26 protein-coding genes are annotated in these 26,150 nt (G+C 73.2%); 18 read left to right on the top strand and 8 right to left on the bottom strand.

Annotation, left to right across the window (positions count from 1 at the left end):
- Positions 1-6: 6 nt before the first annotated feature.
- The 6 genes from OG897_RS09365 to OG897_RS09340 are packed head-to-tail and all read left to right on the top strand — an operon-like array spanning position 7 to position 5,825.
- Positions 7-1,032 (top strand): ABC transporter substrate-binding protein, encoded by a 1,026-nt coding sequence (locus OG897_RS09365; RefSeq protein ID WP_266654702.1) that lies wholly within the window; start codon positions 7-9, stop codon positions 1,030-1,032.
- On the top strand, positions 1,019-2,134 hold the full coding sequence (locus OG897_RS09360) for an iron ABC transporter permease (protein ID WP_266654700.1): 1,116 nt from the start codon (positions 1,019-1,021) through the stop codon (positions 2,132-2,134). The genes OG897_RS09365 and OG897_RS09360 overlap by 14 nt, the downstream gene beginning before the upstream one ends.
- Positions 2,131-2,961 (top strand): ABC transporter ATP-binding protein, encoded by an 831-nt coding sequence (locus OG897_RS09355; protein WP_266654698.1) that lies wholly within the window; start codon positions 2,131-2,133, stop codon positions 2,959-2,961. Before OG897_RS09360 ends, OG897_RS09355 begins: the two co-directional genes overlap by 4 nt.
- Complete coding sequence (locus tag OG897_RS09350; protein ID WP_266654696.1) at positions 2,952-3,767, top strand: DUF364 domain-containing protein; 816 nt, start codon at positions 2,952-2,954, stop codon at positions 3,765-3,767. Before OG897_RS09355 ends, OG897_RS09350 begins: the two co-directional genes overlap by 10 nt.
- Positions 3,764-4,894, top strand: a complete 1,131-nt coding sequence (locus OG897_RS09345; RefSeq protein ID WP_266654694.1) for a GHMP kinase — start codon at positions 3,764-3,766, stop codon at positions 4,892-4,894. Before OG897_RS09350 ends, OG897_RS09345 begins: the two co-directional genes overlap by 4 nt.
- Positions 4,815-5,825, top strand: coding sequence for a pyridoxal-phosphate dependent enzyme (locus OG897_RS09340; RefSeq protein WP_266654692.1), 1,011 nt, complete (start codon positions 4,815-4,817; stop codon positions 5,823-5,825). The genes OG897_RS09345 and OG897_RS09340 overlap by 80 nt, the downstream gene beginning before the upstream one ends.
- A 127-nt stretch (positions 5,826-5,952) precedes the next feature.
- Here the strand turns inward: OG897_RS09340 and OG897_RS09335 are convergent, their stop codons facing one another.
- Positions 5,953-6,240, bottom strand: coding sequence for a hypothetical protein (locus OG897_RS09335; protein ID WP_266656696.1), 288 nt, complete (start codon positions 6,238-6,240; stop codon positions 5,953-5,955).
- Positions 6,241-6,413: 173 nt separating this feature from the next.
- On the opposite strand from OG897_RS09335, the gene OG897_RS09330 reads away from it, so the two are divergent.
- A complete protein-coding gene (locus tag OG897_RS09330; protein ID WP_266654690.1) occupies positions 6,414-6,773 on the top strand; it encodes an arsenate reductase family protein in 360 nt (119 codons plus the stop codon).
- Between the two features lie 3 nt (positions 6,774-6,776).
- Here OG897_RS09330 and OG897_RS09325 read toward each other — a convergent pair whose 3' ends face one another.
- Positions 6,777-7,688, bottom strand: a complete 912-nt coding sequence (locus tag OG897_RS09325; RefSeq protein ID WP_266654688.1) for a Gfo/Idh/MocA family protein — start codon at positions 7,686-7,688, stop codon at positions 6,777-6,779.
- 197 nt (positions 7,689-7,885) lie between these two features.
- Here OG897_RS09325 and glnII point away from each other — a divergent pair, with 197 nt between their 5' ends.
- The 8 genes from glnII to OG897_RS09285 all read left to right on the top strand — a co-directional run bounded on the left by glnII (position 7,886) and on the right by OG897_RS09285 (position 15,408).
- On the top strand, positions 7,886-8,905 hold the full coding sequence (gene glnII, locus OG897_RS09320; RefSeq protein WP_266654686.1) for a glutamine synthetase: 1,020 nt from the start codon (positions 7,886-7,888) through the stop codon (positions 8,903-8,905).
- Positions 8,906-9,088: 183 nt separating this feature from the next.
- On the top strand, positions 9,089-9,760 hold the full coding sequence (locus OG897_RS09315; protein WP_266654684.1) for a hypothetical protein: 672 nt from the start codon (positions 9,089-9,091) through the stop codon (positions 9,758-9,760).
- A gap of 86 nt (positions 9,761-9,846) precedes the next feature.
- A complete protein-coding gene (locus tag OG897_RS09310; RefSeq protein ID WP_266654682.1) occupies positions 9,847-9,969 on the top strand; it encodes a hypothetical protein in 123 nt (40 codons plus the stop codon).
- Between the two features lie 131 nt (positions 9,970-10,100).
- Complete coding sequence (locus OG897_RS09305; RefSeq protein ID WP_266654680.1) at positions 10,101-10,796, top strand: winged helix-turn-helix domain-containing protein; 696 nt, start codon at positions 10,101-10,103, stop codon at positions 10,794-10,796.
- Between the two features lie 144 nt (positions 10,797-10,940).
- Positions 10,941-12,209, top strand: coding sequence for a histidine kinase (locus tag OG897_RS09300; RefSeq protein WP_266654678.1), 1,269 nt, complete (start codon positions 10,941-10,943; stop codon positions 12,207-12,209).
- Entirely contained in the window at positions 12,194-12,838 is a 645-nt protein-coding gene (locus OG897_RS09295; protein ID WP_266654676.1) for a response regulator transcription factor, read from the top strand. Before OG897_RS09300 ends, OG897_RS09295 begins: the two co-directional genes overlap by 16 nt.
- Positions 12,839-13,013: 175 nt before the next feature.
- Positions 13,014-13,817 (top strand): serine protease, encoded by an 804-nt coding sequence (locus OG897_RS09290; RefSeq protein ID WP_266654674.1) that lies wholly within the window; start codon positions 13,014-13,016, stop codon positions 13,815-13,817.
- Positions 13,818-13,959: 142 nt separating this feature from the next.
- Positions 13,960-15,408, top strand: a complete 1,449-nt coding sequence (locus OG897_RS09285) for a DUF1996 domain-containing protein (RefSeq protein WP_266654672.1) — start codon at positions 13,960-13,962, stop codon at positions 15,406-15,408.
- Between the two features lie 27 nt (positions 15,409-15,435).
- Here the strand turns inward: OG897_RS09285 and OG897_RS09280 are convergent, their stop codons facing one another.
- Positions 15,436-15,906: a hypothetical protein gene (locus OG897_RS09280; protein ID WP_266654670.1), complete on the bottom strand. Its 471-nt coding sequence runs from the start codon at positions 15,904-15,906 to the stop codon at positions 15,436-15,438.
- A gap of 132 nt (positions 15,907-16,038) precedes the next feature.
- Between OG897_RS09280 and OG897_RS09275 the strand changes: the two genes are divergently transcribed.
- From OG897_RS09275 to OG897_RS09265, 3 genes are all read left to right on the top strand, one after another.
- The gene (locus OG897_RS09275; RefSeq protein ID WP_266654668.1) at positions 16,039-16,632 is read left to right on the top strand and encodes a rhomboid-like protein; all 594 of its coding nucleotides are present in this window, start codon (positions 16,039-16,041) and stop codon (positions 16,630-16,632) included.
- Positions 16,633-16,710: 78 nt separating this feature from the next.
- Complete coding sequence (locus OG897_RS09270) at positions 16,711-17,544, top strand: tyrosine-protein phosphatase (RefSeq protein ID WP_266654666.1); 834 nt, start codon at positions 16,711-16,713, stop codon at positions 17,542-17,544.
- Positions 17,545-18,275: 731 nt separating this feature from the next.
- Positions 18,276-18,986 carry a DUF4230 domain-containing protein gene (locus OG897_RS09265; RefSeq protein ID WP_266654664.1) on the top strand — a complete coding sequence of 237 codons (711 nt, stop codon included), beginning with the start codon at positions 18,276-18,278 and terminating at the stop codon, positions 18,984-18,986.
- Positions 18,987-19,029: 43 nt separating this feature from the next.
- Here OG897_RS09265 and OG897_RS09260 read toward each other — a convergent pair whose 3' ends face one another.
- The 5 genes from OG897_RS09260 to OG897_RS09240 form a co-directional block, all read right to left on the bottom strand.
- Complete coding sequence (locus tag OG897_RS09260; RefSeq protein WP_266654662.1) at positions 19,030-19,758, bottom strand: TetR/AcrR family transcriptional regulator; 729 nt, start codon at positions 19,756-19,758, stop codon at positions 19,030-19,032.
- An 83-nt stretch (positions 19,759-19,841) separates the two neighbouring features.
- Positions 19,842-20,957: a PDR/VanB family oxidoreductase gene (locus OG897_RS09255; RefSeq protein ID WP_266654660.1), complete on the bottom strand. Its 1,116-nt coding sequence runs from the start codon at positions 20,955-20,957 to the stop codon at positions 19,842-19,844.
- Between the two features lie 3 nt (positions 20,958-20,960).
- Entirely contained in the window at positions 20,961-21,890 is a 930-nt protein-coding gene (locus OG897_RS09250; RefSeq protein WP_266654658.1) for a metal-dependent hydrolase, read from the bottom strand.
- A 114-nt stretch (positions 21,891-22,004) separates the two neighbouring features.
- Complete coding sequence (locus OG897_RS09245; RefSeq protein ID WP_266654656.1) at positions 22,005-23,972, bottom strand: hypothetical protein; 1,968 nt, start codon at positions 23,970-23,972, stop codon at positions 22,005-22,007.
- A gap of 60 nt (positions 23,973-24,032) precedes the next feature.
- A complete protein-coding gene (locus OG897_RS09240) occupies positions 24,033-26,087 on the bottom strand; it encodes an NB-ARC domain-containing protein (protein ID WP_266654654.1) in 2,055 nt (684 codons plus the stop codon).
- Positions 26,088-26,150 lie beyond the last annotated feature (63 nt).

Genomic DNA, 26,150 nt, shown 5'->3' with positions numbered 1-26,150 from the left:
GACCTCATGTCCCGTTCTGTCCGGGCCGGCGCCGTCGCGCTGGCCGTCTGCTTCGCCGCCGGGTGTGCCGGTCCGCCCGCGTCCGTACCGGAGAAGGCCGCCGCCGGTGCAGCCGCTTCCGGCGGAAAGGTCGAGGTGGAGAGCTGCGGGCGGCAGCTGTCGTTCGCCGGGGCGCCCCGGCGGGCGGTCACGCTCGACCAGTCGGCGACGGAAGTCCTGCTGGAACTCGGGCTCCAGGACCGGATGGCCGGGACGTCCAACCTCAAGACGAAGATCGCCCCGCAGTACCGGGAGGCGTACGGGAAGGTCCCCGTACTCAGTCCGAAGCTGCTCGGCGGCGAGCAACTGCGGGCCGCCGCACCGGACGTGGTCGTGGCGTCCTTCGCCGACCACTTCACCAAGGACCGCTCCGGCACCCGGGAGGAACTCGCGGCGCTCGGGCTGCCCACCTTCCTGAGCGCGGTGGACTGCCCGAAGGAGAACCCGGCCGGGAAGTCCCCCTTCGACCTCCTGCTGGACGACTACCGGAACCTGGGCGAGGTCTTCGGGGTCGAGGAGCGGGCCGACAAGCTCGTACGGGAGCAGCGGGCCGCGCTCGACAAGGCGAAGAAGGACGGGGCCGGGGTGCGGGGAGCGCCGCGCGTGGTGTGGGTGTACTCCGTGTACGGGGACGCCCCGTACGTGGCGGGGAAGACCGCGATGCCGAGCGAGATGAGCCGGATCGCGGGCGCGCGCAACGCCTTCGACGACCTCGACGAGGACTGGCCGTCCGTCACCTGGGAGCAGATCGCCGACCGCGACCCGGACTTCCTGGTGATCGGCGACCTCTCGGAGCGCGGGAAGCCGGGCGACAGCGCGGCGGACAAGCTGAAGGCGATACGCGGCAACCCGGTGATGGCCCAACTGGACGCCGTACGGAAGAACCGGTTCGTCACGGTCCCCGGCACGGAGATGGACCCGTCCGTGCGGACGGTGGACGCGCTGCCCCGGCTGACCGCCGGGATGAGGGCGCTCGGTCATGGCGGGCGCTGACGAACCCGGCCCGGCCGTGGACCTGTTGGAGCCCGGCGTGCGGGTGACGGATACAGAGGCCCACGTGCCGCCGTCCGTACGGCGGGGCGGCGTGCGGACGGTCGTCCTGTTCGCGGGCGGATGCGCGGTGCTGCTGGTGTCGCTGGCCGTGTCGGTGCGGATCGGGACGGCGCAGGTCGGATACGGGGACCTGGCGCGCAGCGTCGCGGCCCGGCTGGGCATCGGGGTGGAAGGACCGCCGGTGCCCCGGCTGCTCGACTCGCTCGTCTGGGACCTGCGGGTCCCCCGGGTGCTGCTGGCCGCGCTGGTCGGGGCGGCGCTCTCCGTGTGCGGGGCGGTGCTCCAGGCCGTGACGCGCAACGCGCTGGCCGATCCGTATCTGCTCGGGGTGTCGTCGGGGGCCTCGGCCGGGGCGGCGGTGGTGGTCGTGCTGGGGTTCGGGGCGCAGGCGCTCGGAGTGACGGGCGGCGCTTTCGTGGGGGCGCTGGTGTCGTTCGGGCTCCTGATGCTGCTGCTGCGGCGCAGCGGGCTCGATTCGGTGCGGATCGTCCTGACGGGCGTGGTGGTGGCGCAGCTCTTCGCCGCGCTGACGTCGCTGGTGCTGATGGCGTCGGGCGACGCGGACGTCATCCGGGCCGTGACGCAGTGGCTGCTGGGGTCGATGGCATCGGCGCGCTGGGACGCCGTGCTGGTCTGCGCCTCGGTGACCGCTGTGGGGGGTGCGGTGGTGTGGGCCTGTTCCGGTTCGCTGGACGGGTTCTCCTTCGGGGCGGACACGGCGTCGTCGCTGGGCGTCGACGTGCGGGCGACCCGGTGGGTGCTGCTGGTGGTGACGTCGCTGATGGCGGCGGTCGCGGTGGCGGCCGTCGGGGCGATCGGCTTCGTGGGGCTGATCGTGCCGCACGTCGTGCGGTTCCTGGTGGGGCCGCTGCATCGGGTGCTGCTGCCGTTCTCGGCGGTGGCCGGTGCGGTGTTCCTGGTGTGGACGGACGCCCTGTCCCGGGTGGCGTTCGCCCCGCAGGAGGTGCCGGTGGGGGTCTTCACCGCGTTGATCGGGGTGCCGTTGTTCCTGCTGGTGCTGCGTCGGAGGGGGGAGCTGTGAGGATCGCCGCCGAGGGGCTGACCTGGTCGGTGGGCGGACGGGACGTCGTACGCGAGGTGTCCCTGGAGGCCGCGCCGGGCGAGACGGTCGGCCTGGTCGGGCCGAACGGCTCGGGCAAGTCCTCGCTGCTGCGCTGCCTGGCCGGGCTGCGTACGCCGGACGCGGGAGCGGTGACGTACGACGGCCAGGACGTACGGGGATGGAGCGCGCGGCAGCTCGCGCGCCGGGTCGCCTTCGTGGAGCAGGCCGTGGACGTGCAGAGCGAGTTGCGGGTCGCGGAGGTGGTGGGGCTCGGCCGCACCCCGTTCCGCAGCAGGTGGGCGGGGGCCGACGCGACGGACCGCGCGGTGGTGGCGGCGGCGCTGGAGCGCGTCGGGCTGGCCGGCCTCGCGCACCGGGAGTGGAAGGCGCTCTCCGGCGGCGAGCGGCAGCGGGCGCACCTGGCGCGGGCGCTGGCCCAGCGGCCGAGGGCGGTCCTCCTCGACGAGCCGACCAACCACCTCGACGTGAAGCACCAGTTGGCGCTGATGGAGCTGCTGTCGGCGAGCCGCCAGACCGTACTGGTGGCCCTGCACGACCTGTCGCTCGCCGCCCGGTTCTGCGACCGGCTGCTTCTGCTGCACCACGGGCGGCTCGTCGCGGCCGGGCCGCCCGCCGCGGTGCTGACACCGGGGCTGCTGGCCGAGGTCTTCGAGGTGGACGCGGAGGTGGGCCCGGACGCACTGGGGCACCTCGCCGTCGCCTACCGGGGGCCGCTGCGGGCACGTACCGCACTTCATTCACCGACTCATTCGGCAACAAGGGAGCAGGACGTTTCATGGACGTGATCAGGAGCGGCGGTGTCGACGCACTCGCCGACGCGGTGCTGGCAGGCGAACAGGGCCCGGATCCGAGGGAGTTGACGGCGACCAGCGTGTTCTGGGCGCACCACGGGACGCGGCTCGCGGGCGGCACGGTCACCTACCTCAACCAGTACGTGCTCGTACGGGTCGGAGACGCCTTCGGGGCCTGCGCCTTCGAGGCGGGCGAGGTGGACGCGGGGGTGTGCGGGGCGCTGTCGGGCAGTTCGCTGGAGGCGCTGCTGCGGGACCCGGCGAGGCCGGTGCGGATCGCGGCGCTCGACGCGTATCTGGCGGCGGTCCGCCCGCACCGCTTCTCGGGCGCGGAGCCGGTGACGCTCCCGGCCGGGCCGCCGGAGGTGCGGGCGGTGGCCAGGGACGCGGCCGTGGCCGGGCTCCTCGACATCGCCGAGGGGGCGAGGGTGGCCCTGATCGGGGTGGTCAATCCGCTGGTCGCGGCGATCAGGGAGCGCGGCGGGGTGCCGCTGCCGTGCGACTTGAACCTGCGGACGACGCAGTGGGGCGACCCGGTGACCCGGGACATGGCCGAGGTGCTGGAGGCGGCGGACGCCGTGGTGGCGACCGGGATGACCTTGAGCAACGGTTCGTTCGACGCGGTCCTGGCCCGCTGCCGGGCGCGGGGGGTGCCTTTGGTGGTGTACGCGCAGACCGGGAGCGCGGTGGCCCGCGCCTTTCTGGGGGCGGGGGTGAGCGCGCTGTCCGCGGAGCCCTTCCCGTTCTCGCAGTTCAGCGCGGAGCCGACCGTCCTGTACCGGTACCGGGGTACGGCGTGAGCGGGCGTGTCCGTACGGACTCCGGGCCCTTCCGTACGGGATTCGGGCGGGCCTCCTGCCATCACGGGGAGATCCTCCAGGGCGTCTTCCGGGACGCGCGGGGGCGCGGCTGCGCGGGCCTGGTGACGCTGCCGGTGCACGGTCCTGGCAGCCGGGCGGTGTTCGTGCCCGCGCCCGGCGCCCGCCCCGGTGAGGTCACGGTGCGGCCCGCCGGACGGGAGAAGGCGCGGCGCGCGGCGGCCCTGATGGTGCGGGAGTGCGTGCGCACCCCGGGGGTGCGGGCCTGCGGGGGCGAGGTGAGGATCGCGGGCGGGCTGCCGGTGGGCCTCGGCCTGGGGTCCTCCAGCAGCGACGTCGTCGCCGCGCTGCGCGCGGTCGCGGACGCCTTCGGAGTGCACCCGTCGCCCGGCACGCTCGCCCGGCTCGCGGTGCGGGCCGAGCGGGCCTGCGACCCGTTGATGCTGGACGGGCGGCCGGTGCTGTTCGCGCAGCGGGAGGGCCGGGTGCTGGAGGTGTTCGGCGAGGTGCTGCCGCCGGTCGTCGTGGTCGGCTGCGCGCTGGGCGGGGGCGCTCCGGTGGACACCCTGTCCCTGCCCGCACCGCGCACCGCGTGTACCGCCGAGCTGGACACGTACGGCGAACTGCGCGAGCTGCTGCGGCGGGCGGTGCGCACGGGCGATCCGGTGCTGCTCGGCCGGGTCGCCACGGAGAGCGCCCGGCTCGGCCAACGCAGCTTCCACCGGCCGGAGTTCGCCGCCCTCCAGGAGGCGGCCCGGCGCGTCGGCGCGGTCGGTGTGCAGATCGCGCACAGCGGCAGTGTGGCGGGGCTGCTGCTCGACGCCCGGGGGTTCGGGGCGGTCCCGGCGGGCCCGGAACCCGAGGACGCCGGGGCGCTGGGATGCGGCTGGCCGGGGCAGGTCCGTACGGCCGTCCGCGTACTGGGCGATCTCGGCATGCCCGCCGCCCGGGTCTTCACGACGCACCGCACGCCCGCCCCTTCCCCTTCCCCTTCCGTCCCCTCTCACATCGCCTTCGAGGAGTCGTCGCATGGACACGCACATAGCGGAATCGATCGGCCGACCGGATCTGGTCCGGCTCGACGAGGGGCTGCTCTGCCTGCGCTTTGAGACCATGAAGGTCGTCTCCGCGCTGGCCGCGGTGCGTCATCTGCTCGACACCGGAAGGGTCCGGCGCGGCGACACCCTGCTGGACAGTTCCAGCGGCATCTACGCGTACGCCCTGGCGCTGGCCTGCCACCGCTACGGCATGCGGTGCCACATCGTCGGCTCCACGACGGTGGACAGCACGCTCCGCACCCAACTGGGCATCCTGGGCGCGGAGTTGGAGCAGATGGAGCCCTGTGACGACCTGAAGCTCGACCAGAAGCGGCGGGTGGCCAGGATCGGCGAGATCCTGCGCGCACACCCCGAGTACCACTGGATGCGGCAGTACCACGACGACATCCACCACCTCGGCTACCGGGCCGTCGCCGACCTCGTCCGCCGGGAGACGGACGTGCGGCGGCTCACCGTGGTGGGCGGCGTGGGGTCGGGGGCGTCGACGGGGGCGCTGGCCCGGTTCCTGCGCGAGGACGCTCCCGGGGTGCGGCTCGTCGGCGTCCAGCCGTACGGCAGCGTCACCTTCGGCAGCGGGCACGTGGCCGACCCGGAGATCATCATCGCCGGGATCGGCAGCTCGATCCCCTTCGGGAACGTGACGCACACGCAGTACGACACGGTGCACTGGATGTCCTTCGGCACGGCCCTTTCGGGCAGCGTCGACCTGCTGCGGCGGCACGCGGTGTTCGCCGGGCTCTCGACCGGGGCCGGATACCTCGCGGCGCGCTGGGAACAGGGCCTGGCACCGGAGCGCACGACGCTGTTCCTGGCGGCGGACACCGGGCACCGCTACGCCGAGACGGTCTTCGCCCGGCACGGCGAGGCACACCGGATCGAGGAACTGGCGCCGCGCACGGTCGCGGGCACGGAGGAACTGGCGCTGCCGTGGTCGCGGATGGACTGGGCGGGGGCGGGGGCGCCCGAGGGGGCGGCGGTCTGAGGGACGGCCGCCGTCGCGCCTGTGCCCGTACGGCACGCCTTCGTCCGTACGGCATGCCGCCCCGGCCCGTGTGCGACGGGCCGGGGCGGCACAGCACCTGTGGTCTTCGCCCCCGGGGCGGCCGGGCTCAGCCCAGCTCGTCCCTGATGAGCTCGCGGACCATCCGGCACGTCGTGTTCGACGGCGGGTGGATGCCGACGCGGGCGGCAGTGGCGCGGATCTTGCGGTTGGTGGCCTTCTCCGGGACGTAGACGCCGGTGTCCATCAGGGCTATCGCCAGCCGCATGGCCTTCAGGCGGCGGTTGTGGGAGATGTACCACTCGCGCGGCCGGCCGGCCGGGAGGGGCTTCTTCCGCAGGGGTTTCGGCGGGGTGCCCTGACGGGTCTTCGACGTGAGGGGGCGGGCGTTGGTCATCAGTACGGCAGCGGTCACGGGCATCCTCCTGAGGCGTTCACGGACCCTCTCGGACGCTTCTCATTTTACCGGGCACCACTGACAATCGCCCCTGGCCAGGGGCGGTTTGGGGGTTCGGGATGCCGGGCGGGTGGTGCCGTGTGCGGGGTGGGGTCACGGGTACCGTCGGGGTCATGGAGATCTGGATCAATCCCGCGTGTTCCAAGTGCCGGTCGGCCGTGCGGCTGCTGGACGAGGAGGGGGCTTCGTACACGGTGCGGCGCTACCTCGACGACGTACCCGAGGCAGCGGAGATCCGGGAGGTGCTGGGGCGGCTGGGTCTGGAGCCGTGGGACATCACGCGGACCCAGGAGGCCGAGGCGAAGGAGCTCGGGGTGAAGGACTGGCCGAGGGACGCGGACGCGCGGGAGCGGTGGATCGCGGCGCTCGCCGCGCACCCTCGGCTGATCCAGCGGCCGATCATCACGGCGGACGACGGTACGGCCGTGGTGGGGCGTACGGAGGAGGCGGTGCGGGAGGCTCTGGGGCGCTGAGCCTTACGGCTCGGGGTGGAGGCGCGCGTCCGTCTGGGCCAGGAGTTCCGTGACGCGGAGGCCGAAGCGGGCGTCGCAGGGGTGGGGGACGCCGGTGCGCACGGATTCCAGGAGGGCGTCGACGGCCGAGGCGAAGGAGTCGGTGGCCGGGCCCCACTGGGCGGGGAGGGAGTGGACGCCGGTGGCGCCCCGGAGTTCGACGTCGACACCGGCGGCGGCCTGCGGGGCGCTCAGGCTGAGGGTGGTGGTGCTGGAGGCCCCCGAGGTGTGGCGCAGGGTGAGGTGGACGGTGTCGGCGGGGCCCGCGGCGGCCGTCAGTTCCGTGACGTCGCCGAGGACGGGGAGGAGCACGGAGAGGGCGTGCGGGCCCACGTCCCACAGGGCGCCCTTCTCGCCCCGCCACGGGGAGGCCGCGTACGGGCTGGCCGAACCCGGGGAGAAGAGCGCGCCGAACCAGTGCGCGCGGGCGGTGAACCAGCCGTCGGCGGCGGCCTGTTCGGCGATCCAGGGGGCTACGCCCCGGGCGAAGCGCAGGGTGAAGAAGACGACCGATGCGACGCCCGCCTCCTGTGCCGCGTCGGCGACCCGGCGGGCTCCTTCGGGGGTGGTGGCGACCGGCTTGTCGAGGAGGAGGTGGCGACCCGCCTGCGCGGCGCGGACGGCGAGGGGGGCCTGGACGTCCGGTGGCAGGGCGACGGCGACCGCGTCGCAGTCGGCGAGGAGTGCGTCGAGGTCGTCGTACGCGGTGGTGGCGTGCGTACGGGCCAGGGCTTCGGCCGCTTCGGGGCGGCGGCCCCAGACGCCCTGGAAGTGGACGCCGGGATGGGCGGCGAGGGCGGGGGCGTGGGTGCGGGCGGCCCAGGGGCCGGTGCCGAGGAGGCCGATGCGCAGGGGGGCGGGGAGAGACGGGGTCATGGGGTCCAGTCTGCACAGGGGTGGGGTGAGAGGCAGGTCACGTGAGGGGGAAGGGGAGGTAACACGGGGTTCACATACGGGCAACGGACGGGAAATCGGGGGTTGCCAGGCTGCCGACCATCACCGCAGCAGCCCGGGGCATCCCGCACCGTTGGCCCGCGGCCGCGCAGCAGCAGAACCCGTAAAGGATGGCGTCCGTGACGTTCAAGGCCGAGTACATCTGGATCGACGGCACCGAGCCGACCGCCAAGCTCCGCTCGAAGACGAAGATCCTGAGTGACGGCGCGGCACTGCCGCTCTGGGGCTTCGACGGGTCGAGCACGAACCAGGCCCAGGGGCACGCCTCGGACCTCGTCCTGAGCCCGGTGTTCTCCTGCCCGGACCCCATCCGAGGCGGCAACGACATCCTCGTCATGTGCGAGGTGCTCAACATCGACATGACGCCGCACCCCTCCAACATGCGCGCCGAACTGCGCCCGCTCGCCGAGCAGTTCGAGTCGCAGAAGCCGATCTTCGGGATCGAGCAGGAGTACACCTTCTTCGAGGGCGAGCGCCCGCTCGGCTTCCCGGCGGGCGGCTTCCCGGCCGCGCAGGGCGGCTACTACTGCGGTGTCGGCGCCGACGAGATCTTCGGGCGCGAGATCGTCGAGAAGCACCTCGACCACTGTCTGGCGGCCGGGCTCGGGATCTCCGGGATCAACGCCGAGGTCATGCCGGGCCAGTGGGAGTTCCAGGTCGGCCCGTTGTCTCCGCTGGAGGTCTCCGACCAGCTGTGGGTGGCGCGCTGGCTGCTGTACCGCACCGCCGAGGACTTCGGGGTGAGCGCCACCCTGGACCCGAAGCCGGCGAAGGGCGACTGGAACGGCGCGGGCGCGCACACCAACTTCTCCACGAAGGCGATGCGCGAGGGCTACGACGCGATCATCACGGCGTGCGAGTCGCTGGGTGAGGGCTCCAAGCCCATGGACCACGTCAAGAACTACGGCGCGGGCATCGACGACCGCCTCACCGGCCTGCACGAGACCGCCCCGTGGAACGAGTACAGCTACGGCGTCTCCGACCGGGGCGCGTCGGTCCGCATCCCGTGGCAGGTCGCGCAGGAGAAGAAGGGCTACATCGAGGACCGGCGTCCGAACGCCAACGTCGACCCGTACGTCGTCACCCGCCTGATCGTCGAGACGTGCTGCACGGCGCTGGAGAAGGCCGGGCAGGTCTGAGCAGGGCTGAGGAGCAGGGCCGAGCAGGTCTCAGCCAGGGCTGAGCAGGTCTCGGCAGATCCGGCACGAGGCCGCCCGGGCGGCTGAGGCGGAGTACGGGGAGGGGGCGGTTCGCCGGAGTGGTCCGGTGAACCGCCCCCTCCCCGTACGTGCGTTGTCAGTGGCGTGTGTCAGTCTCGTCCCATGTCCGACATCCTCGACATCAGCGTCACGACCGCGTCCCCGTCCACGTCCGGGCCCGGCTCCTCGGCGGAGTGGGAGCGGCAGGACCGCACCCCGCCCCCGGCCGAGCCGATACCGGCCCTGCCGCCCGAGCTCGCCGAGGCCGTCGAGCGGTACGTCACGGAGCTGGTGGACTGCGGATACCTGGACCGCGTCGGAATCGCCCGTGCCGTGCAGGAGACGTACGGCGGCGAGGTGTCGTACCCGCAGACCTGGCCGGTGGTGGACCGGCGGTGGTTCGGGCGGCTGGCCGAGCAGCGGGCGTGGGAGGGGCGGACGGACCCGGAGCGGGTCACGGAGGCGTTCGCCGTGCTGGAGCGCTCCGGCATCACCGCCCGGGAGCACTTCACGTGCTGCCGTTCCTGCGGGCTCGCCGAGATCGGGGACCGGGCGGCGCGGGGCGCACGGGGCTTTGTGTTCTTCCCCACGCAGGGCACGGCGGCCGCCGCTGCCGGTGGCGGACTCCCCCTGTACTACGGCGGGTTCGCGCAGTCGGCGGAGGTGACGGCGTCCGTCGGCCGGGAGGTCGTGGCAGCACTGGGCGGAGCGGGCCTGGAAGTGGAGTGGGACGGGTCGCCCGAGTCGTCGCTCCTGCTGCCCGAAGTGGTGTGGCGCAAGCGGTTGGTGGGGTGAGTGACCGGGGTGTGGAGGCGGTGCGCAGGAAGAAGTGGGGGTCGCGGGACTCCACCCTCTGGCGTGCACATGCTTCAATAGACCCCATGACCGGCTTCCAGAACTCCACCGCTACGGGTCGCTTCGACCTGGAGCCGTTCTGGCCTTCCCGTCAGCACCACGACTTCGACCGGGTCTGTTGTCGCGCGACGAACGCGCGGCCCCTCTAAAGCCGTTCCGCACCGGGTCTCCCCCGGTGCCGGTCGTACGGCCTTCGGTCCGCGCGCACTCCTGAGGTAAGCACCACACCGCCGCGCGGCTCTCCGCGGCGGTCTCCTCCGCGCGAAAGAGCTGACCTGCCATGGCGAACTCCCGCACCACCACCCGTACGTACTCCGCTTCCTCCGCCGTGTCCTCGGTGACCGCGAACCTGGCCCAGCGGCGCGGCGTCCACGAACCGCTGCGCCCCTCCGGGCACCGGCTGCGGGCGGTCGACCGGGACGAGGTGGCCCCCGCGTCCGCCCTCGTCTCCGCCCCGATCCGGCCCGCCTACGACGTCGCCGACTACCTTCCCCCGGGGGCCACGTGGCTGCCCGCCCCCCAGCACACGCTGCCCGCGCTGCCGGGCCGCCCGCCGATGGTGGGCTACCTGGTGCTCGTACCGGCCGACCAGACCCCCGTACAGCAGCAGTCCCACCAGCCGCAGCCCGTGCTGGTGCAGGAGCGAGCGGCCGAGCCGCGGCAGCCGGTGCCCGCGCCCGTGCCGGACGTGCGGCACGGGGCCGTGCGCATCGACGGCTCGCGGCGGATCGTCGAGGTCGACGGGCGGGTCCTGGACCTGACGTACCTGGAGTTCGAGCTGCTCGCGCACCTGGTGGCGCACCCCCACCGGGTGCACACGCGCGACCAGTTGGTGACCACGGTGTGGGGGTACGGCCACGTCGGCGACGGCCGCACCGTGGACGTGCACATCGCCCGGCTGCGCCGCAAGCTCGGCACGGAGCACCGGCGGAGCATCCAGACGGTGCGCCGGGTGGGCTACAAGTACGCGCCGTAAGCGGCGGGCCGTGGGCCCGGCCGCCCGGTGGTGCTGGGTACACCCCCCACCGGGTGGAGGGGCCCATGACCACGGCCCCCTCCACCCGGGAGACTATGGGGGTGCTCGACGTACGGGCGTCGACCGGGGAGGGACCAGACCACCATGCATGCCTCACAGCGGATACGCGCGTCGATGGTGGCGGGCAGACGCGCTCTCGGGCTGTCGCTGATCACGACCGCCGTCTCGATCACCCTCTTCGCCCTCAGCATCATCTCGATCGTCCTCATCCCGCTCGGCCTCGGCATCCTCACCACGCCGTACGTGCTGGGCGAGGTCCGCAGGTGGGCGGAGAAGCGGCGGGAGCTGTCGGGCCGGTGGGCGGACCTGCCGATCGCCTCCCCCTACCGGCCGCTGCCCGCCGACGTGCGCTCCGGCGTCACCGGGGCCGTCGAGCGGATCACGCTGCTGCTGAAGGACCCGGCGACCTGGCGGGACATCCAGTGGCTGCTCGTCGACGCGGTCGCCGGGTTCGCCACCGCGCTCCTGCCCCCGCTGACGCTCTACTACTGGGTCTACGGGCTGGTGCTCGCGGCGGGTCTGTGGCGGGTGTTCGAGCGCAACGGCGCTGAGTGGTTCCTCTTCATCCGGGTCGACAGCCAGTTCACCGGGCTCCTCGCCCTCGCCCTCGGCCTCGTCATCCTCGCCCTCGGCCTGCGGTACAACCCCGCCCTGCTCCGGGCCCACTTCCACCTCTGCGCCTCCTTCCTCGCGCCGACGAAGGAAGCCGCGCTCGCCCGGCGCGTGGACAAGCTGACCGTGACCCGGCACGACGCCCTGGACACCTCGGCGGCCGAACTGCGCCGCATCGAGCGGGACCTGCACGACGGCGCGCAGGCCCGCCTGGTCGCCATGGGCATGAACCTCGGCACCATCGAGGCGCTGGTCGAGAAGGACCCCGCGCAGGCGAAGAAGCTGATCGGCATGGCCCGCGCGTCGTCCGCCGAGGCCCTGACCGAACTGCGTGACCTGGTACGGGGCATCCACCCGCCGGTGCTGGCGGAGCGCGGACTGGGCGACGCGGTACGGGCGCTGGCGCTGCGGCTGCCGATCGGCACCGAGGTCGAGGTGGACCTGCCGGGACGGGTGGACGCACCGGTCGAGTCGGCGGCGTACTTCGCGATCAGCGAGCTCCTCACCAACGCGGTCAAGCACGCGGGCGCGGACCGCATCTGGGTCGACCTGCACGGCGCGGACGGCATGCTGCGCGCGTCGGTCACCGACAACGGGCAGGGCGGGGCCCGGATCGGGGCGGGCTCGGGGCTGAGCGGGGTCGAGCGCCGACTCGGTACATTCGACGGTGTTCTGGCCGTCAGCAGTCCCGCAGGCGGTCCCACCATGGTGACCATGGAGATTCCTTGCGAGTCCTTCTAGCCGAAGACCTCTTTCTGCTCCGCGACGGCCTGGTCAGGATGCTCGAAGCGTTCGACTTCGAAGTCCTGGCCGCCGTCGAGACCGGCCCGGAACTGACCCGGGCCTTCGAGGAGCTGGAGCCGGACGTCGCCGTCGTCGACGTCCGGCTTCCGCCGTCCCACACCGACGAGGGACTCCAGTGCGCACTGGCGGCGCGACGGGCGAGGCCGGGACTGCCCGTACTGGTGCTGTCCCAGCACGTGGAGCAGTTGTACGCGCGGGAGTTGCTCGCGGACGGGAACGGGGGGATCGGGTACCTGCTGAAGGACCGGGTCTTCGACGCGGAACAGTTCATCGACGCGGTGCGCCGGGTGGCAGGCGGCGGTACGGCGATGGACCCGCAGGTCATCCAGCAGTTGCTGTCGCGGCGGGCGCAGGACAGACCGATAGCCCAGCTCACCCCCCGTGAGAAGGAGGTCATGGAGCTGATGGCGCAGGGCAGGTCGAACGCGGCGATCGCGGCGCAGCTCTTCGTGACGGAGCGGGCGGTGGCGAAGCACACCTCGAACATCTTCGGAAAGCTCGACCTGACGGTGTCCGACGACGACAACCGGCGCGTGCTTGCCGTGCTGGCGTACCTGGACCGGTAGGCCCGGCCGGGCGGAAGGCCCGTACACGCCGGTCTTGTACCTGCCGGGCCCTTACCCGCCGGGCTGAAGACCCGTACGCGTGTACCCGGGACCTGCATAGTCACGACTTTCCCGGGACACATGCATAACCTGTGGTCCAGTGGCCGGATGCGAGCGGGTGAGGGAGATTGCCGACGTGCGTGAGCAGTGGATGTCGAGGTCCCGGAGCGTGGCCGTGGCCGGGAGCCTGGCACTGATGACGCTGGTCAGCGCGTGTGGCGGGCCGGTGGCCTCCGCACCCCGGCTGGATCCGGGCACCTCGCCCGTACCGCAGAAATCGGCCGCCGTCATCGACTACCCCCCGTTCATCGGTGTCCTCGTCGACGGCAAGGAGCACTGGTGCACGGCCAGCGTGGTGGACAGCCCCAAGGGCAACATCGTCGCCACGGCCGCCCACTGCGTGTACGAGGTGGACAGCTCCGAGCCCCGGACGATCTCCTTCGCCCCCGGCTTCTCCGGGCAGGGCGCGGGCAAGCAGCCGTACGGGAGCTGGAAGGTGCGGTCCGTGCAGGTCGACGAGCGGTGGCAGGAGCAGGAGGACGATCCGTACGACTTCGCCTTCCTCGCCCTGGAACCGGACGAGCAGGGCCGCAACGTGCAGGAGGTCGTCGGGGCCGCAGGGCTCGACTGGGAGTCCGGGACCGAGCGCCAGGTGACCGTGGTCGGCTACCCCGACCCCGACCACAACCCCGACAACCGGCCCGTCACCTGCACCACCGACAGCACCGCCGACAAGGACCTGCCCGGCATGGTGCGCATGGAGTGCGCCGGTTTCTGGAACGGCACCAGCGGCAGCCCCTGGCTGACCGGCTACCGGGGCCCGGACCGCCCCGGCAGGCTGATCGGCGTGCTGAGCGGCGGCGACACCGACGCGGAGTCGACGGCCGCGCTCTTCGGACCTCCGGCGAAGGCGCTTTATCAGCGGGCGCTGAAGGAGTGAGGGTGTTTCCGGGGAGATCCCCGGAGTAAGAGGGGATTCCGGGAAAAGCGTGGGGTGCGTGAGGGACGGTTGAACGCGCCGTCCCTCTTTTACGTATGGGACTTCGCCCGGTACCGGAAGCAATACCCCGAAGGAAACCTCCATGGGCCACAAACAACACAAGCGTTCTACCTTGGCGAACAGGACGATCGCGGCAACCGCCGCGCTCGTCCTCGGGGGCGGCGGCCTGATCGCCCTGAACGTGACCGCCTCCGCGAACGAGGACCCCGCCGCGTCGTCGGCCGCCGCCGGACCACGCATGGCGACGATCAACTGCCCGGACGTGTCGAACGCGCTGCCCGACGTTCCGCAGGGCGCGCGGCAGGAGGTCGACCGGGAACTGGCGGACATGGACAGCCAGCTCACGGAGGCGTACCGCGCGTTCGCGGAGGCAGGGAACGGAGAGGCCGGGAACGGAGAGGCCGCCGACCAGGACGCGGTGCTGGGCCCACTGAAAGACCGGCGGGCGGCCTCGCTCGCCCGGATCGGCGACGCCGTCGAGCGCCAGCCAGGGGCGGACCGCCCGCAGGGCCTGGACGCGCTGGCCCCGTGCACGATGCAGCGGGCGGAGGAGCGGAAGACCGGGTCCGGGGAGCCCCCGGCGCCCGACTCGGCCGAAGGAGACGACGGGACAGGGGACACCGCGCCCGACGGGGCCCGGCGGGGCAACGGCCCCGACCGGTCCGACTTCGTCGACATCCGTTCCGTACGCCCCAACGCCCCGCAGGTGCGCAATCGTCGGGGCGCTTCCCGGGGCACCTTCAGCACGTTCTGCGGGCGCAACGAAAACGGCAAATTCAATCCCGACAACGTCATCGTCGCTCCCGGTGTGAGCAATGGTGCCCACCACATGCACGATTACGTCGGAAATCAGGCCACGGACGCCTTCGCGAGTGACGACGTCCTCGCTTCGGGCCGCACCACCTGCCGGAATCCCGGCGACCGGTCGACGTATTACTGGCCGGTCCTGCGTCTCCAGAACGGAAATTCCGAGGACGATTCCGAGGCGGACGGCGGCGGAAAGGACCAGAACGTCGGAGAGATCCAGACACCGCGACAGGTCACCCTCGATTTCGTCGGCAACCCGACGGGGAAGGTCACCGCGATGCCGCGCTTCCTGCGGATCATCACGGGTGACGCGAAGGCGTTCACGAACGGCACGACGAACGCCAACGCGTCGTGGAGCTGCACCGGCTTCGAGAACCGTCAGCTGAAGGACGCTTACCCGATCTGCCCGCGCGGCAGCCAGGTGGTCCGCACCTTCCGGTTCCAGAGCTGCTGGGACGGGCGCAACGCCGACAGCGCCAACCACCGCACCCATGTTGCCTTCGCGCGCCCCGACGGATCGTGCGGGCTGGGCTTCTCGCCGATTCCGCAGCTGGTGCAGCGGGTGGTGTACGCGGTGCCCCGGGGGCCGGGGTTCGCCGTGGACTCCTTCCCGGAGCAGTTGCACAAGCCGGTCACCGACCACGGGGACTTCATCAACGTGTTCGACGAGAAGGTGATGCGGCGGATGGTGAGCTGCATCAACGGCGGAGAGCGCTGCCGCTGACCGGACTGGCGGGGGCCACGAGGGACTTCACCCCTCGTGGCCCCCACTGCTCCCTCCATGACTCGCTCCACTGCTCCCTCCATGGCTCCCTCCATGACTCGCTCCGGGAGTCGCCGCATGCCCCGCCGACCGCTCGACGCTCCCGCCGAGCCGGTCCCGCAGCGCGGTGAGCGTCGGCTCGTCGCCGACCGCGACCCACTGACGGCCGACGAGGTAGGTGCCGCCGTAGTCGTTCGCCTGGTCCAGCCACTCCTGGCGGCCACGGTCGGACGCGAAGGTCGCCAGCACGTAACGCGCTTGACCCGTACGGCAGTTGGCCTGCCGGATCTCCGCCGCGTCCGTGCCGATGTCGGGTACGCAGCCCGCGCGGGCGGCGATCTCCTCCAGGGTGCCGGTGGCCTCGGCGGGCGGCGGCTGCTTCCCGCACCCGGTCAGCGCGGTCGTTGCGGTCGTTGCGAGGAGGAGGCAGGTCAGCATCGTGGCCGTTCGCTTGCGCATCGGCCCATCGTGGCGCGGGACCGGTGATCGGCGAGGCGAAACCCTGCTTCCCGTACCGGCACGGACACCGGCCGTACTCACGAACGCCGCCTTCTGACACACCCGTTAACCGGGGTGCGCGATCATGCCCCCATGCACCTCTCGGACCTGCCCGTCCTGGCCCCCGCGTACGTCGGCGGAGTACAGCTCGGCGCGCACGCCGCGCGCCGTCACCTGCCCGAGCCCGGCTCCCACCACGACTTCCTGCGCTCCTGCTCCACCAACGTCGACCAGCTCGAAGCGGGCCGCTGGGAGACCCTGCTGACCAGCGCGCTCGTCGTCGAGGAGCCGATGCCGCTGCCGTACGCGCTGCTGCTCCTGGCGGTCCTCGGGTACGCCGAGTACGCGTACGGGGCCTGGTGGACGGCCGGGGTCTTCCTCCTCGGCCACACCTCGGCCACGGTCCTCGTGTACGGAGGACTGCGCGCGACCGGTGCGGACGCGGCGACCCGCTCGGCGGTGGACGTCGGGACGAGCTACGGGTTCAACGCGGTGCTGGGCGCACTGACGGCGGCGGTGCCGAGGGGCCCGCTGCGCCTGGCGGCACGGGCGGGACTCCTGGCACTGGGCGCGCGCCCGCTCCTCAACAAGGACCGCCCCACCTTCACGGACGTCGGCCACTTCGCGGCGCTCGCGCTGGGGATGGGGGCGGGATCGGTGCTGGTCGGGGGCCGTCGAGCCGGTTGAGGACGGGGCACGTACGGTGGGCGGAGAACGCCCGTTCGGCCCGCTGCACGCGCACCTCAGCCCAGGAGTCACCCCGCCATGACCGCACTCGCGTCGACCACCGTCGCCAACCTCCGCGACCTCGGCGGGCTCCCCCTCGCCGACGGCCGTACCGTACGTCCAGGACTGGTCCTGCGGGCCGGGCAGCTGGACCGGATGGACCCGGCGGCGGACCCGGTGGTGGCCGCGCTCGGCATCGAGACGATCGTGGACTTCCGCAGTGCCGCCGAGCGGGCGGACCACCCGGACCGGGTGCCGCAGGGGGCCCGCCTCGTCGTCGCCGACGCGCTCGCCGACACGATCGCGGCGGCGGTGGCACACGGGAACGCCGACGACAAGCCTGCGGCGGCCCAGCTGAAGAACGTGCTGTCGGACCCGGCGATGGCCGAGGAGCACCTCGGCGGGGGCCGGGCACAGGCCCTCTTCGCGGACACCTACCGGGCGCTGGTGTCCTCGGACTCGGCGCGCGCCGCGTACCGCGCCTTCCTGCTCGAACTGACCGCGCCGGACGCGGGTCCGCTGCTCTTCCACTGCACGGCGGGCAAGGACCGGACGGGGTGGGGGGCGACGATCGTACTGACCCTGCTGGGGGCTTCGGCGGAGACGGTGGAGTCGGAGTACCTGGCGGTGAACCCGGCGGTCCGGGCCGCTTTCGAGCCGATGATCGCGGGGTTCGTGGCGAAGGGGGGCGATCCGGAGATCGCGCAGGCCATCATCGGGGTCGCACCCGAGTATTTGAAGGCGGCGCTGGCGGAGGTGGACGCTCGGCACGGCTCGATGGAGGCGTACGTACGGGACGGCCTCGGCATCCCGGACGAGGGGGTGGCCCGGCTGCGCGAGCGGCTGACGCGGGGGGGCTCTGTGCCCCTTTAGGGGTGCGGGCTGTGTCACTGTGCGGCTCGGCCGCGCGTGCACTCCCGGCTCCGCCGGGGCTGGGGGGTGTGCCCCTTCAGGGGCGCGGGGCTGTATCACTGTGCGGCTCCGCCGCGCGTGCGCTCCCGGCTCCGCTGGGTCTGGGAGGGGTGCGCCCCGTTAGGGGCGCGGGGAACTGCGCGCCCAGCCCCAACGCGCCCGCACGTCCGACCCCCAAGCCTCGCGAGTTTAGGTGAAGGATGGTGTCTCCCCTGCTCGAACGAAGTTGAGAGCTTGGGGAAGGGTCTGGGGCAGCCCGCCGCAGGCGCACCGGGGTGCGGCGCACCCATAGGGCGAGGTAACAGCGGGCGGCACCGGGGCGGGCCCGGAGCGAGGGGGGCCGCCCCCTTGCCCGCCCGTCCCGCCCCCGGGGGGCGGCCCCGCCGCCCAAGGAGGCGAGGGAAGCGGAGGGCGGAGCCCAAGGGGCCCAGGCGGAGGCGGGGCGCGAAGGGGCAAGGCAGGGCGGAGCCCGAGGGGGATGGGCGGAGGCGGAGCCCAAAGGGGCGAGGCGAGGAGGCCCGAAGGGGTGAGGCGGGGCGGAGCCCGAAGGGGATGGGCGGGGGTGGAGCCCGAAGGGGTGAGGTGGGGTGGAGCCCGAAGGGGTGAGGTGGGGTGGAGCCTGAGGGGAGGTGGAGGGTGGGAGGGCGAGGGGGGCGGTGCGTGAGGGGGCTGTGGAGGGGCATTCGGAAACCATGGACCGCACCGAAGCGCGCACGGAGGCCGGGGACACCGCAAGTCCCCGCTCCCCCTCCCCGCCGCGACCCCGCCGCCGCGTCCCCCTCTGGATCACGATCCCGGGCGTCCTCCTCGCCCTCTTCGCCGTCCTCCTCCTCGGCACCCGCCTCTTCCTCATCCCCGGCCTCGGCGACCTCTTCGGCACCGAGACCAAGGACCGCACCGGCCCGGCCGTCCTCAAGTCCCTCCAGGACATGAGCAGTTACGAGGCGGCGGCCGGAAACTTCCAGGTGGTCGTCGACCTGGAGAAGGACGCCAAGTTCCTGCCCGACGCCATCCGAGGCACCCGCACCCTGTACGTCGGCGCGGGCACCGTCGGCGCCAGTGTCGCCCTGGGCGGCCTCGGCAAGAACGACGTCACCGTCAACGAGGACCGCACCGCCGCCACCATCCGGCTCCCGCACGCCACCCTCGGCAAACCGGCCCTCGACCCGGACCGCTCGTACGCCGTGTCCAAGCAGCGCGGCCTCCTCGACCGCCTCGGCGACTTCTTCTCGGACAACCCGAACGACGAGCAGGCCGTCCACAAGCTGGCCGCACAGCGCATCGGCGAGGCCGCCCAGGAGAGCGAACTCGCCGCCCGCGCCGAGAAGAACACGACGAGCATGCTCCAGGGCCTCCTGCGCTCCCTGGGCTTCCAGGACGTCAGCGTCACGTACAAGGAGTGACGGACGCTCCACCATCACGTCCACCATCACGCACAAGCGGCGGCTACTCCACAGCGGTCCGGGGCCCCGGCACCACCGGCAGGGCCCCCGCCAGCCCCGTCAGCCGCCCCATCAGTTCCCCGAACGGCCCGTCCGCCGGTTCGTCCGCCAGTATCCGCAGGACGATCTGAGCCATCGACGGGTCGTACGCCGCGCCGACCGCCATCAGTGCGGCGAAATCGTGGACGAGCTGCAACTCCAGCTCGCCGCGCGGGATTTCCCGCCCGTCGAGCCACAGCAGCGCCGTCGATTCGGCGAGCGACACCCAGGACCGTACGACCAGCGCGAGCCGGGCGGGCGGCTCGCCCACGCCCAGGTGGTCGAGGATCTGCTCGTACGCCGCCTGCCGCACCTCGTCGATCATCGCGTTCGTCGTCGAGGACCCGACCGCGGGTCCGCCGCGCATCAACGCCGAGAAACCGGGCCCGTGTTCGTCGACGAACCCGAAGAACCGGCCCATCACCCTCAGCAACCGGGCGCCCAACGGCCCTTCACGCGGCTCGTCGAAGCGCGCGGCGAGCTCGTCGGCGGCACGCCGCAGGGCCGCCTCGTACAGGCTCTGCTTGCCGGGGAAGTAGTGGTAGACGAGCGGCCGGGAGATTCCCGCGGCGGCGGCTATCTCGTCTATCGAGACCTCGTCGGGCGAGCGGTGGCTGAACAACTCCAGCGCCACACCGATCAGTTGCTGCCTGCGCTCTTCGACGCCCATCCTGCGGCGCACCCCGGTCGTCATTCCACCAGACTAACCTTCGGCCCCCGCCCGGGGGACCCCCAGGGGCCGGTAAGGATCTTCACCCGGCCCCGGCCCCCCTCCTGCTACAGGTCCAGCACCAGCCGCTCCCCGCGCGCCCGCGAGACGCAGATCAGCAGCGAGTCGTCACGCTCCGAATCCGTCAGCAGCTCGTCCCTGTGCTCGATCTCGCCCTCGACGACCCGCTGCTGGCAGGTGCCGCAGAACCCCTGCTCACAGGAGTACGAGACGTTCGGCACGACCGGCTTGAGCGCCGCGAGCACCGACTGGCCGGCGGCCACCTGGACGACGGTCCCGCTCCTGCGCAGCTCCACCTCGAAAGCGCCGGAGCCCCCGGCGCTCGCGCCCGGCGCGAACCTCTCCACGTGCAACGAACAGTGCTCCGGCAGCGATCCCTCCACCGCTCCCAACAGCCCCTCGGGGCCACACGCGTACACAGCGGTCCCCTGCGGCACATCGGCCCACAGCCCGCCGAGATCCGGCAGCCCGTCCTCGTCCTCGGCGACGATCCGCACCCGCTCGGGCCCGCCGAGGTTCTCGACCTCCGCCAGGAACGGCATCGTGGCCCGGCTCCGCCCCCCGTACAGCAGCCGCCAGTCAGCGCCCGCCGCCTGTGCCGCCCGCAGCATGGGCAGCAGCGGGGTGATGCCGATCCCGCCCGCGACGAAGACGTACGACGCCGAAGAGACCAGCGCGAAGCGGTTGCGCGGCCCTCGGACCTCGATCTCCGAGCCCTCGTGGAGCTGCTCGTGCACCTCCCGCGAGCCGCCCCGCCCGCCCTCCTCCTCGCAGATCAGCCGCGTCGCGACGGTGTACGAGGCCCGGTCGGACGGATCGCCGCACAGCGAGTACTGCCGCACGAGCCCCGAAGGCAGCACCAGGTCCAGGTGCGCGCCGGGCTCCCAGCGCGGCAGGTCGCCCGCGTCCATGGCCTCCAGATGCAGCCGTACGACGCCTTCGGCGGGCTCGTCGCGCCCGCTGACCAGGACGCGGATGGAGCCGGACCGGCCCCGCTGCCCCGATATGGGTTCCTCCAGCGCGGGCAGGGGCCACAGCGGCGACCGCCGCACGCGGCCGCGCAGGGCCCGCCGGGCGACGACCGCGAGCGAGGCGGCTGTGGCCGCGATCAGATACGTACGAGCACGGGACGTACGAACACGGGGCATACGAGCACGGGACATGGTTCAGGAACCTCCGGAAGTGCGGGCCTCTGCGGTGCGGGCTTCGGCGGCCGTGGCGGCGGGGGACGAGGCGAGGTAGGCGACGGCCTGGGCGGTGCTGCCCTCCTGGGAGGGGTGGTAACTCCTGCTCAGGTAGCGGGGGATGGACCTGGCCATCGCGCCGGGGGCCGGGAGCAGCCCCCGCCGCCCGTCCCGTACGAAGTCCGAGACGCGGGCCCGGCCCGTCCCGTTCAGCGTCGGGTCGTTCTCCATGAAGAAGCGGGCGCCGCGCTGCCACAGGAAGACCAGGGCGGTGAAGGCGGTGGCCCAGGTGCGGGCCCTGCGCCGGTAGCTGCCGTCGACGTGCTCGAACAACTCGAAGGCCACCGAGCGGTGTTCGACCTCCTCGGCCCCGTGCCAGCGCAGCAGGTCGAGCATGGTCGGGTCGGCGCCGCGCCGGTCGAGCTCGTCGGCGTTGAGGACCCAGTCGCCGAGGAAGGCGGTGTAGTGCTCGATGGCCGCGATGATCGCGATCCGCTCGAGGAGCCACCACCGGCGCGCCCTGCCGGGCGGCAGCGTCCGGTCCCCGAGCAGCTTCTCGAAGAGCCAGTCGACCTGCGCGGTGTACGGGGTGGGGTCGAGCCCCTGCGCCTTGAGGTGCGGCAGGACGTCGTCGTGGGCCTGGGAGTGCATGGCCTCCTGGCCGATGAACCCGATGACGTCCCCCCGCAGCCGCTCGTCGGTGATCAGCGGCAGCGCCTGCCGGTAGACGTGCACGAACCAGCGCTCCCCCGCCGGGAGCAGCAGGTGCAGGACGTTGATGGTGTGGGTGGCGAAGGGCTGCCCCGGGAGCCAGTGGAGCGGGGTGTCCGCCCAGTCGAAGGACACGTGGCGGGCCTTCAGCGGCGTCCACTCCGACGCCACCGGGACCGGCCCCTGCTGCGTATTAGACATGGCGTCAATGTACTGACGGGTACGACCTTGGCAACAGGTCTGTGCAGTCAGAACTTTGACGCCACACGACCAACACCACCCGCAGCCGCCCCCTGACGGCCTCGGCCGAGGCGGTCAGCGCAGCGAGGCGACCTTCGTGCCGTCCGCCAGCGTGCCGTTGAGCTGCGCCTGCGCCCCCTTCTTGGCGGGGACGGCCAGGACGTTGCCGTCCGCCGACCCGGTCACCCCGCCGCTCACCGCGACCGACCGGAACGCCTCGTTCCCCGCCGCCAGCAGGTACCACTTGTCGCTCTTGGACTTCCACAGCACCCCGGCGAGCACCTGGGGGGCCTTCGCCCCGCAGGCCGCCGAGTCCTCCGCCCTCGCGGCGACCGCACCGGGTGCGGGCGGCCCGGCCTGCGGCGGCTGGAACTGCGCCAGCACCCGGCTCCCGGACCCCTGCCAGGTCTCGGCGCGGGTACACACCCACTGCGCGGTGCCGCCGCCCTCGGGAAGGCTCTGGGAGGCGTACGACCACACCTGGACGCTCCGCACGCCCTGCGCCCGCACGGTCGGCAGCTGACACGCGGCGCGTGCCCAACTCGCCCTGTCCGCGGTGGACTTGATGTCGGCGGGAGCGGCGGGCGTACCGGCCGTCAGCCGTGCCGGGACCAGCTCTCCGAGGTCGGTGAGCGTACGGACCCCGGTCGTGTCCCGCACCTCCACGGCGTCCCAGCTCGTGCAGTCCCGGGCCATCGAGGACGCGGCCACGGGCCCGGTGACGCCGTCGGGCCCCCGCTTGAGGGCGCGGGGCGGGGCGGCCGGGTCGAGCAGGTCGCGCACCGAGGTCCGGTCCGCCCACGGAGCCGTCAGATACCGCACCTGGGTGTCCGTGCGCGAGACGACGACGGCGTTGGCGGTGGCCTCCTGCGCCCCGTCGACCCGCGCGAAGTCCAGGGCCGCGTCCTCGCTCCCGTCCAGGGGCTCCGCGTACCGCACGAGCCGCAGCCCGTCGTACAGGACGACGACGCGCGCCCCGTCGAGTTCGCCCGCGTACAGGAGCTGGGGCGCGCCCGCAGCGGGCCCGGTGGCGGTGTACGGGGTCGCGGAGATCCGTACGGCGTCGCCGGGGGCCGCCCACACCCCGAGCGCCCGGCGCAGCAGCTCGCTGTCGTCGGCGAGGGAGCCCCGGACCGGCCAGGCGGAGAAGTCGGTACGGTCGGACACCTTCCAGGCGGCGGCTGCCGCGACCGTCAACTGCCCCGGGTCCAGAGCCTCTTCCTCGGCCACGTCCCGCGCGCTCGACCCGCTCTCCCGCGACCCGCCGAGGACCACCGTGCCCACCACCAGGGCGGCGAGGGCCGCGACGCCGATACGGGCGTGCTGGCGGCGGCGCATGAGGTCGGTGGGGCGGGCCTGGAGGGAGCACGGGTCGAACTCGGCGGACTCCAGGAGCGGGGACGGCTCGACGGTGTCCGCCTCCGCGAGCGCGGCATCGGGCTCCGCGACCCCGGCGGCCCGCAGCACACTCCGTACGCCTGCCGCGTCCAGCCCCTCCAGACCGCGCAGTACGTACGCGGCACGCCCGGCACCGGACAGGGCGGCGAGCCGCTGGTCCAGCGCGAGCTCGTCGGCGCCCCCCGACTTCGGGAACAGCCGCACCCCCCACACCTGCGGGAGCACGGGCGGCAGTTGGGCCCTCTTCGGCCATGCCTTCCACCGCAGCGGGGGCTCGGCCTCCAGCGCCTGCCGCAGCACCTGCTGCCGCACGAACGCGTGCCCACCGCCGCCGCGCCCGCCCGAGGCGTCCCCCTCCGTGCGGCGGGGCCCGGGAATCCGGGCGACGGCCTCGGGGGTACGGCCGGTGCGGCCCCGGGGAAGGGAACGCTGGACGAGGGAGTGAGCGGTCAGCACCCGGCGGTTGCGCCCGAGGTGCGGCGGGAGCACCAGGTAGGCGAGGCGCACGAGTCTCGGGTAGTGCTCGACGAGAGCGGCCTCGGCCTGCGCGACGCCGACGGCGACGGTGGGGTCTGCCGGGGGCGGGGCGGCGGGGGCGTCGGTGGGCTTGCGGGGGCGGCTGAGAACATCCTGAGGGCGGCGCACGTTACGCAGAACGAGCGATTCGTGCGATGGTCACCCACGACTTCCGGGCCGGGTCCCGTGTCACGGATGCGGGCCGAGCAGGGCGAGGGCCACGGCGGTGTCCTGCTCGGCGGCGACGCCCTCCGCGTAGGCGTGCTCGTAGGCGGCGTCACCGATCAGCGACCGGGCCCGCCGCTCGCACTCCGCCCGTACGGGCTCGAGTTCGGGGGTGCCGCGCTGGGGGTGGCCTACCTGCCCCCAGTAGGTGAAACCGGTCCCGTACACCCTGGCCGCCTGTTCCCCCTCCCCCTGGGCGGCGAGCGCGGCGGCCAGCACGTCGAGGCCGAGCGCGATGCCGAAGCTGTCCCTGATCCGGTACTTGGAGTCGACCATGGCACGCGCGTGCGCGGCGGCGGTGTCGGGCCGCCCCTGGAGGAGGGCGATGAGCGCGAGCTGGTAGTCCGCGTACGCCCGCGTCCAGCACTCGCCCTGCTCGGCGCAGATCCGCCGCAGTTCGGCCGCGGCCTCCTCGGCCTCGGCGAGCAGGCCCATGCCGGTGAGGGCGAAGACCCGGACGAGACGGCAGCGGAGCTGGGAGGGCGAGGAGAAGGCGTCGCCGGGGCGGGCGACGAGGCACCGGTCGGCGACGGTGTGGGCGGCTCGCGGACGCCCCATCATCAGATACGTGATCCCCAGCAGATAGGCGGCACTGAGCATGTCCTCCGGGTCCTTGGCCTGCCACGCCGCCACCGCGCACTGCTCCCCGAGCCAGCGGGCGGCCTCGTGGTCCCCCTGGAGCATGGTGGTGACGCCGAGGGCCCACAGGGCGCGGGAGCGGTGCGGGCCGGGGACGCTCTGGGTCTCCAGCACGCGGGTGAGGTAGGTGCGGGCCTCGTGGAGGTGCCCGCAGCAGCTCCAGAAGAAGCCGACCCGCCCGGCCATCTCCAGGGCGGCCACCGGGTCGGCCTCCAGGAGGTGGTCGAGTGCGGCGCACAGGTCGGCGTGCGCGTCGCCGATCCGCCGGTACCAGGCGGCCTGTTCCGCCCCGAGCCAGCCCTCGTCGGCGCGGCGGACGAGGTCGGCGTGGAAGGCGGCGTGCCGGGCCTCGGCCCCGGGGGCCTCCCCCAGCTCCCGCAGCCACATCGCCCCGTACTCCCGCAGCGTGTCGAGCATGCGGCAGGACCCGTCGGGCCGCTGCCGTACGACGGACTTGCGGACGAGCCCGCGCAGGGCGCGCCCGACGGTGTCCGCGTCGAGCGGCCCGCCGGCGCAGATCTCGGCGGCCTCCAACTCGCCGAAGTCCCCCCGGAAGACGGACAGCCGGGCCCAGAGCAGCCGCTCCAGCGGGGTGCAGAGCTCGTGGCTCCAGCCAATGGCGGTGCGCAGGGCGCGGTGCCGCTGCGGCCAGGTGCCGTCCTGGGCCAGGACGTCGAGCCGGGCCCCGGCGCGGGCGGTGAGCCGCTGCGCGACGTCCTGCACGGTGCGGTCCTCGGCGAGCTGGGCGCAGGCGAGTTCGAGGGCGAGGGGGAGCCCTTCGAGGTGGGTGCAGATGGCGTGGACCGCGGTGTCGACGGAGGGGTCGTCGAGGGCCAGCCCCGGTACGGCCCGGCGGGCCCGGTCGCGGAAGAGGTCGGCGGCGCCGTCCGGCCCGTCCAGGGGAAGGGGCGGTACGTCGACGACGGCCTCGCTCCTGCTCCCGAGGGCCTGTCGGCTGGTGGCGAGGATCGTCAACCGGGGGACGGTGGTGAGGAGTTCGCCGACCAGGTGGGCGACGGGGGCGGCGAGGCGCTCGCAGCAGTCGAGGACGAGGAGGACCCTTTTGAGCTGAAGCCACTCGCAGAGGGCTTCGGCGGGCATGCGGAGGGTGTGGTCGGCGAAGTCGACGGCGTCGGAGACGGAGGCGACGAGGAGGGCCTCGTCGCGGAGGGGCGAGAGGTCGGCCCACCAGACGCCGTCGGGGTGCCGGGCTCCCCGTTGCTCCTGCTGGGCGGCGCGCAGGGCGAGGCGGGTCTTGCCGACGCCCGGGGGGCCGGTGAGGGTGACGAGGCGGTGCGTGGTGAGGAGGTGGGCGACGCGGGCCAGATCGGCGCGGCGGCCCACGAAGGTCGTGGCTTCCTCGGGGAGGTGTCCCAACACGGTGTCATTCTGGACCACTTGGTGGGGGCGGGGGTTCCGGGGGTCGGGCTCCCGGGGTAAGTG

This window comes from Streptomyces sp. NBC_00237 (genome assembly GCF_026342435.1).
Taxonomy (GTDB): Bacteria; Actinomycetota; Actinomycetes; order Streptomycetales; family Streptomycetaceae; genus Streptomyces.
Note: the sequence above shows the minus strand (reverse complement) of the source record. Positions and strands in the feature narration are given on the sequence as shown.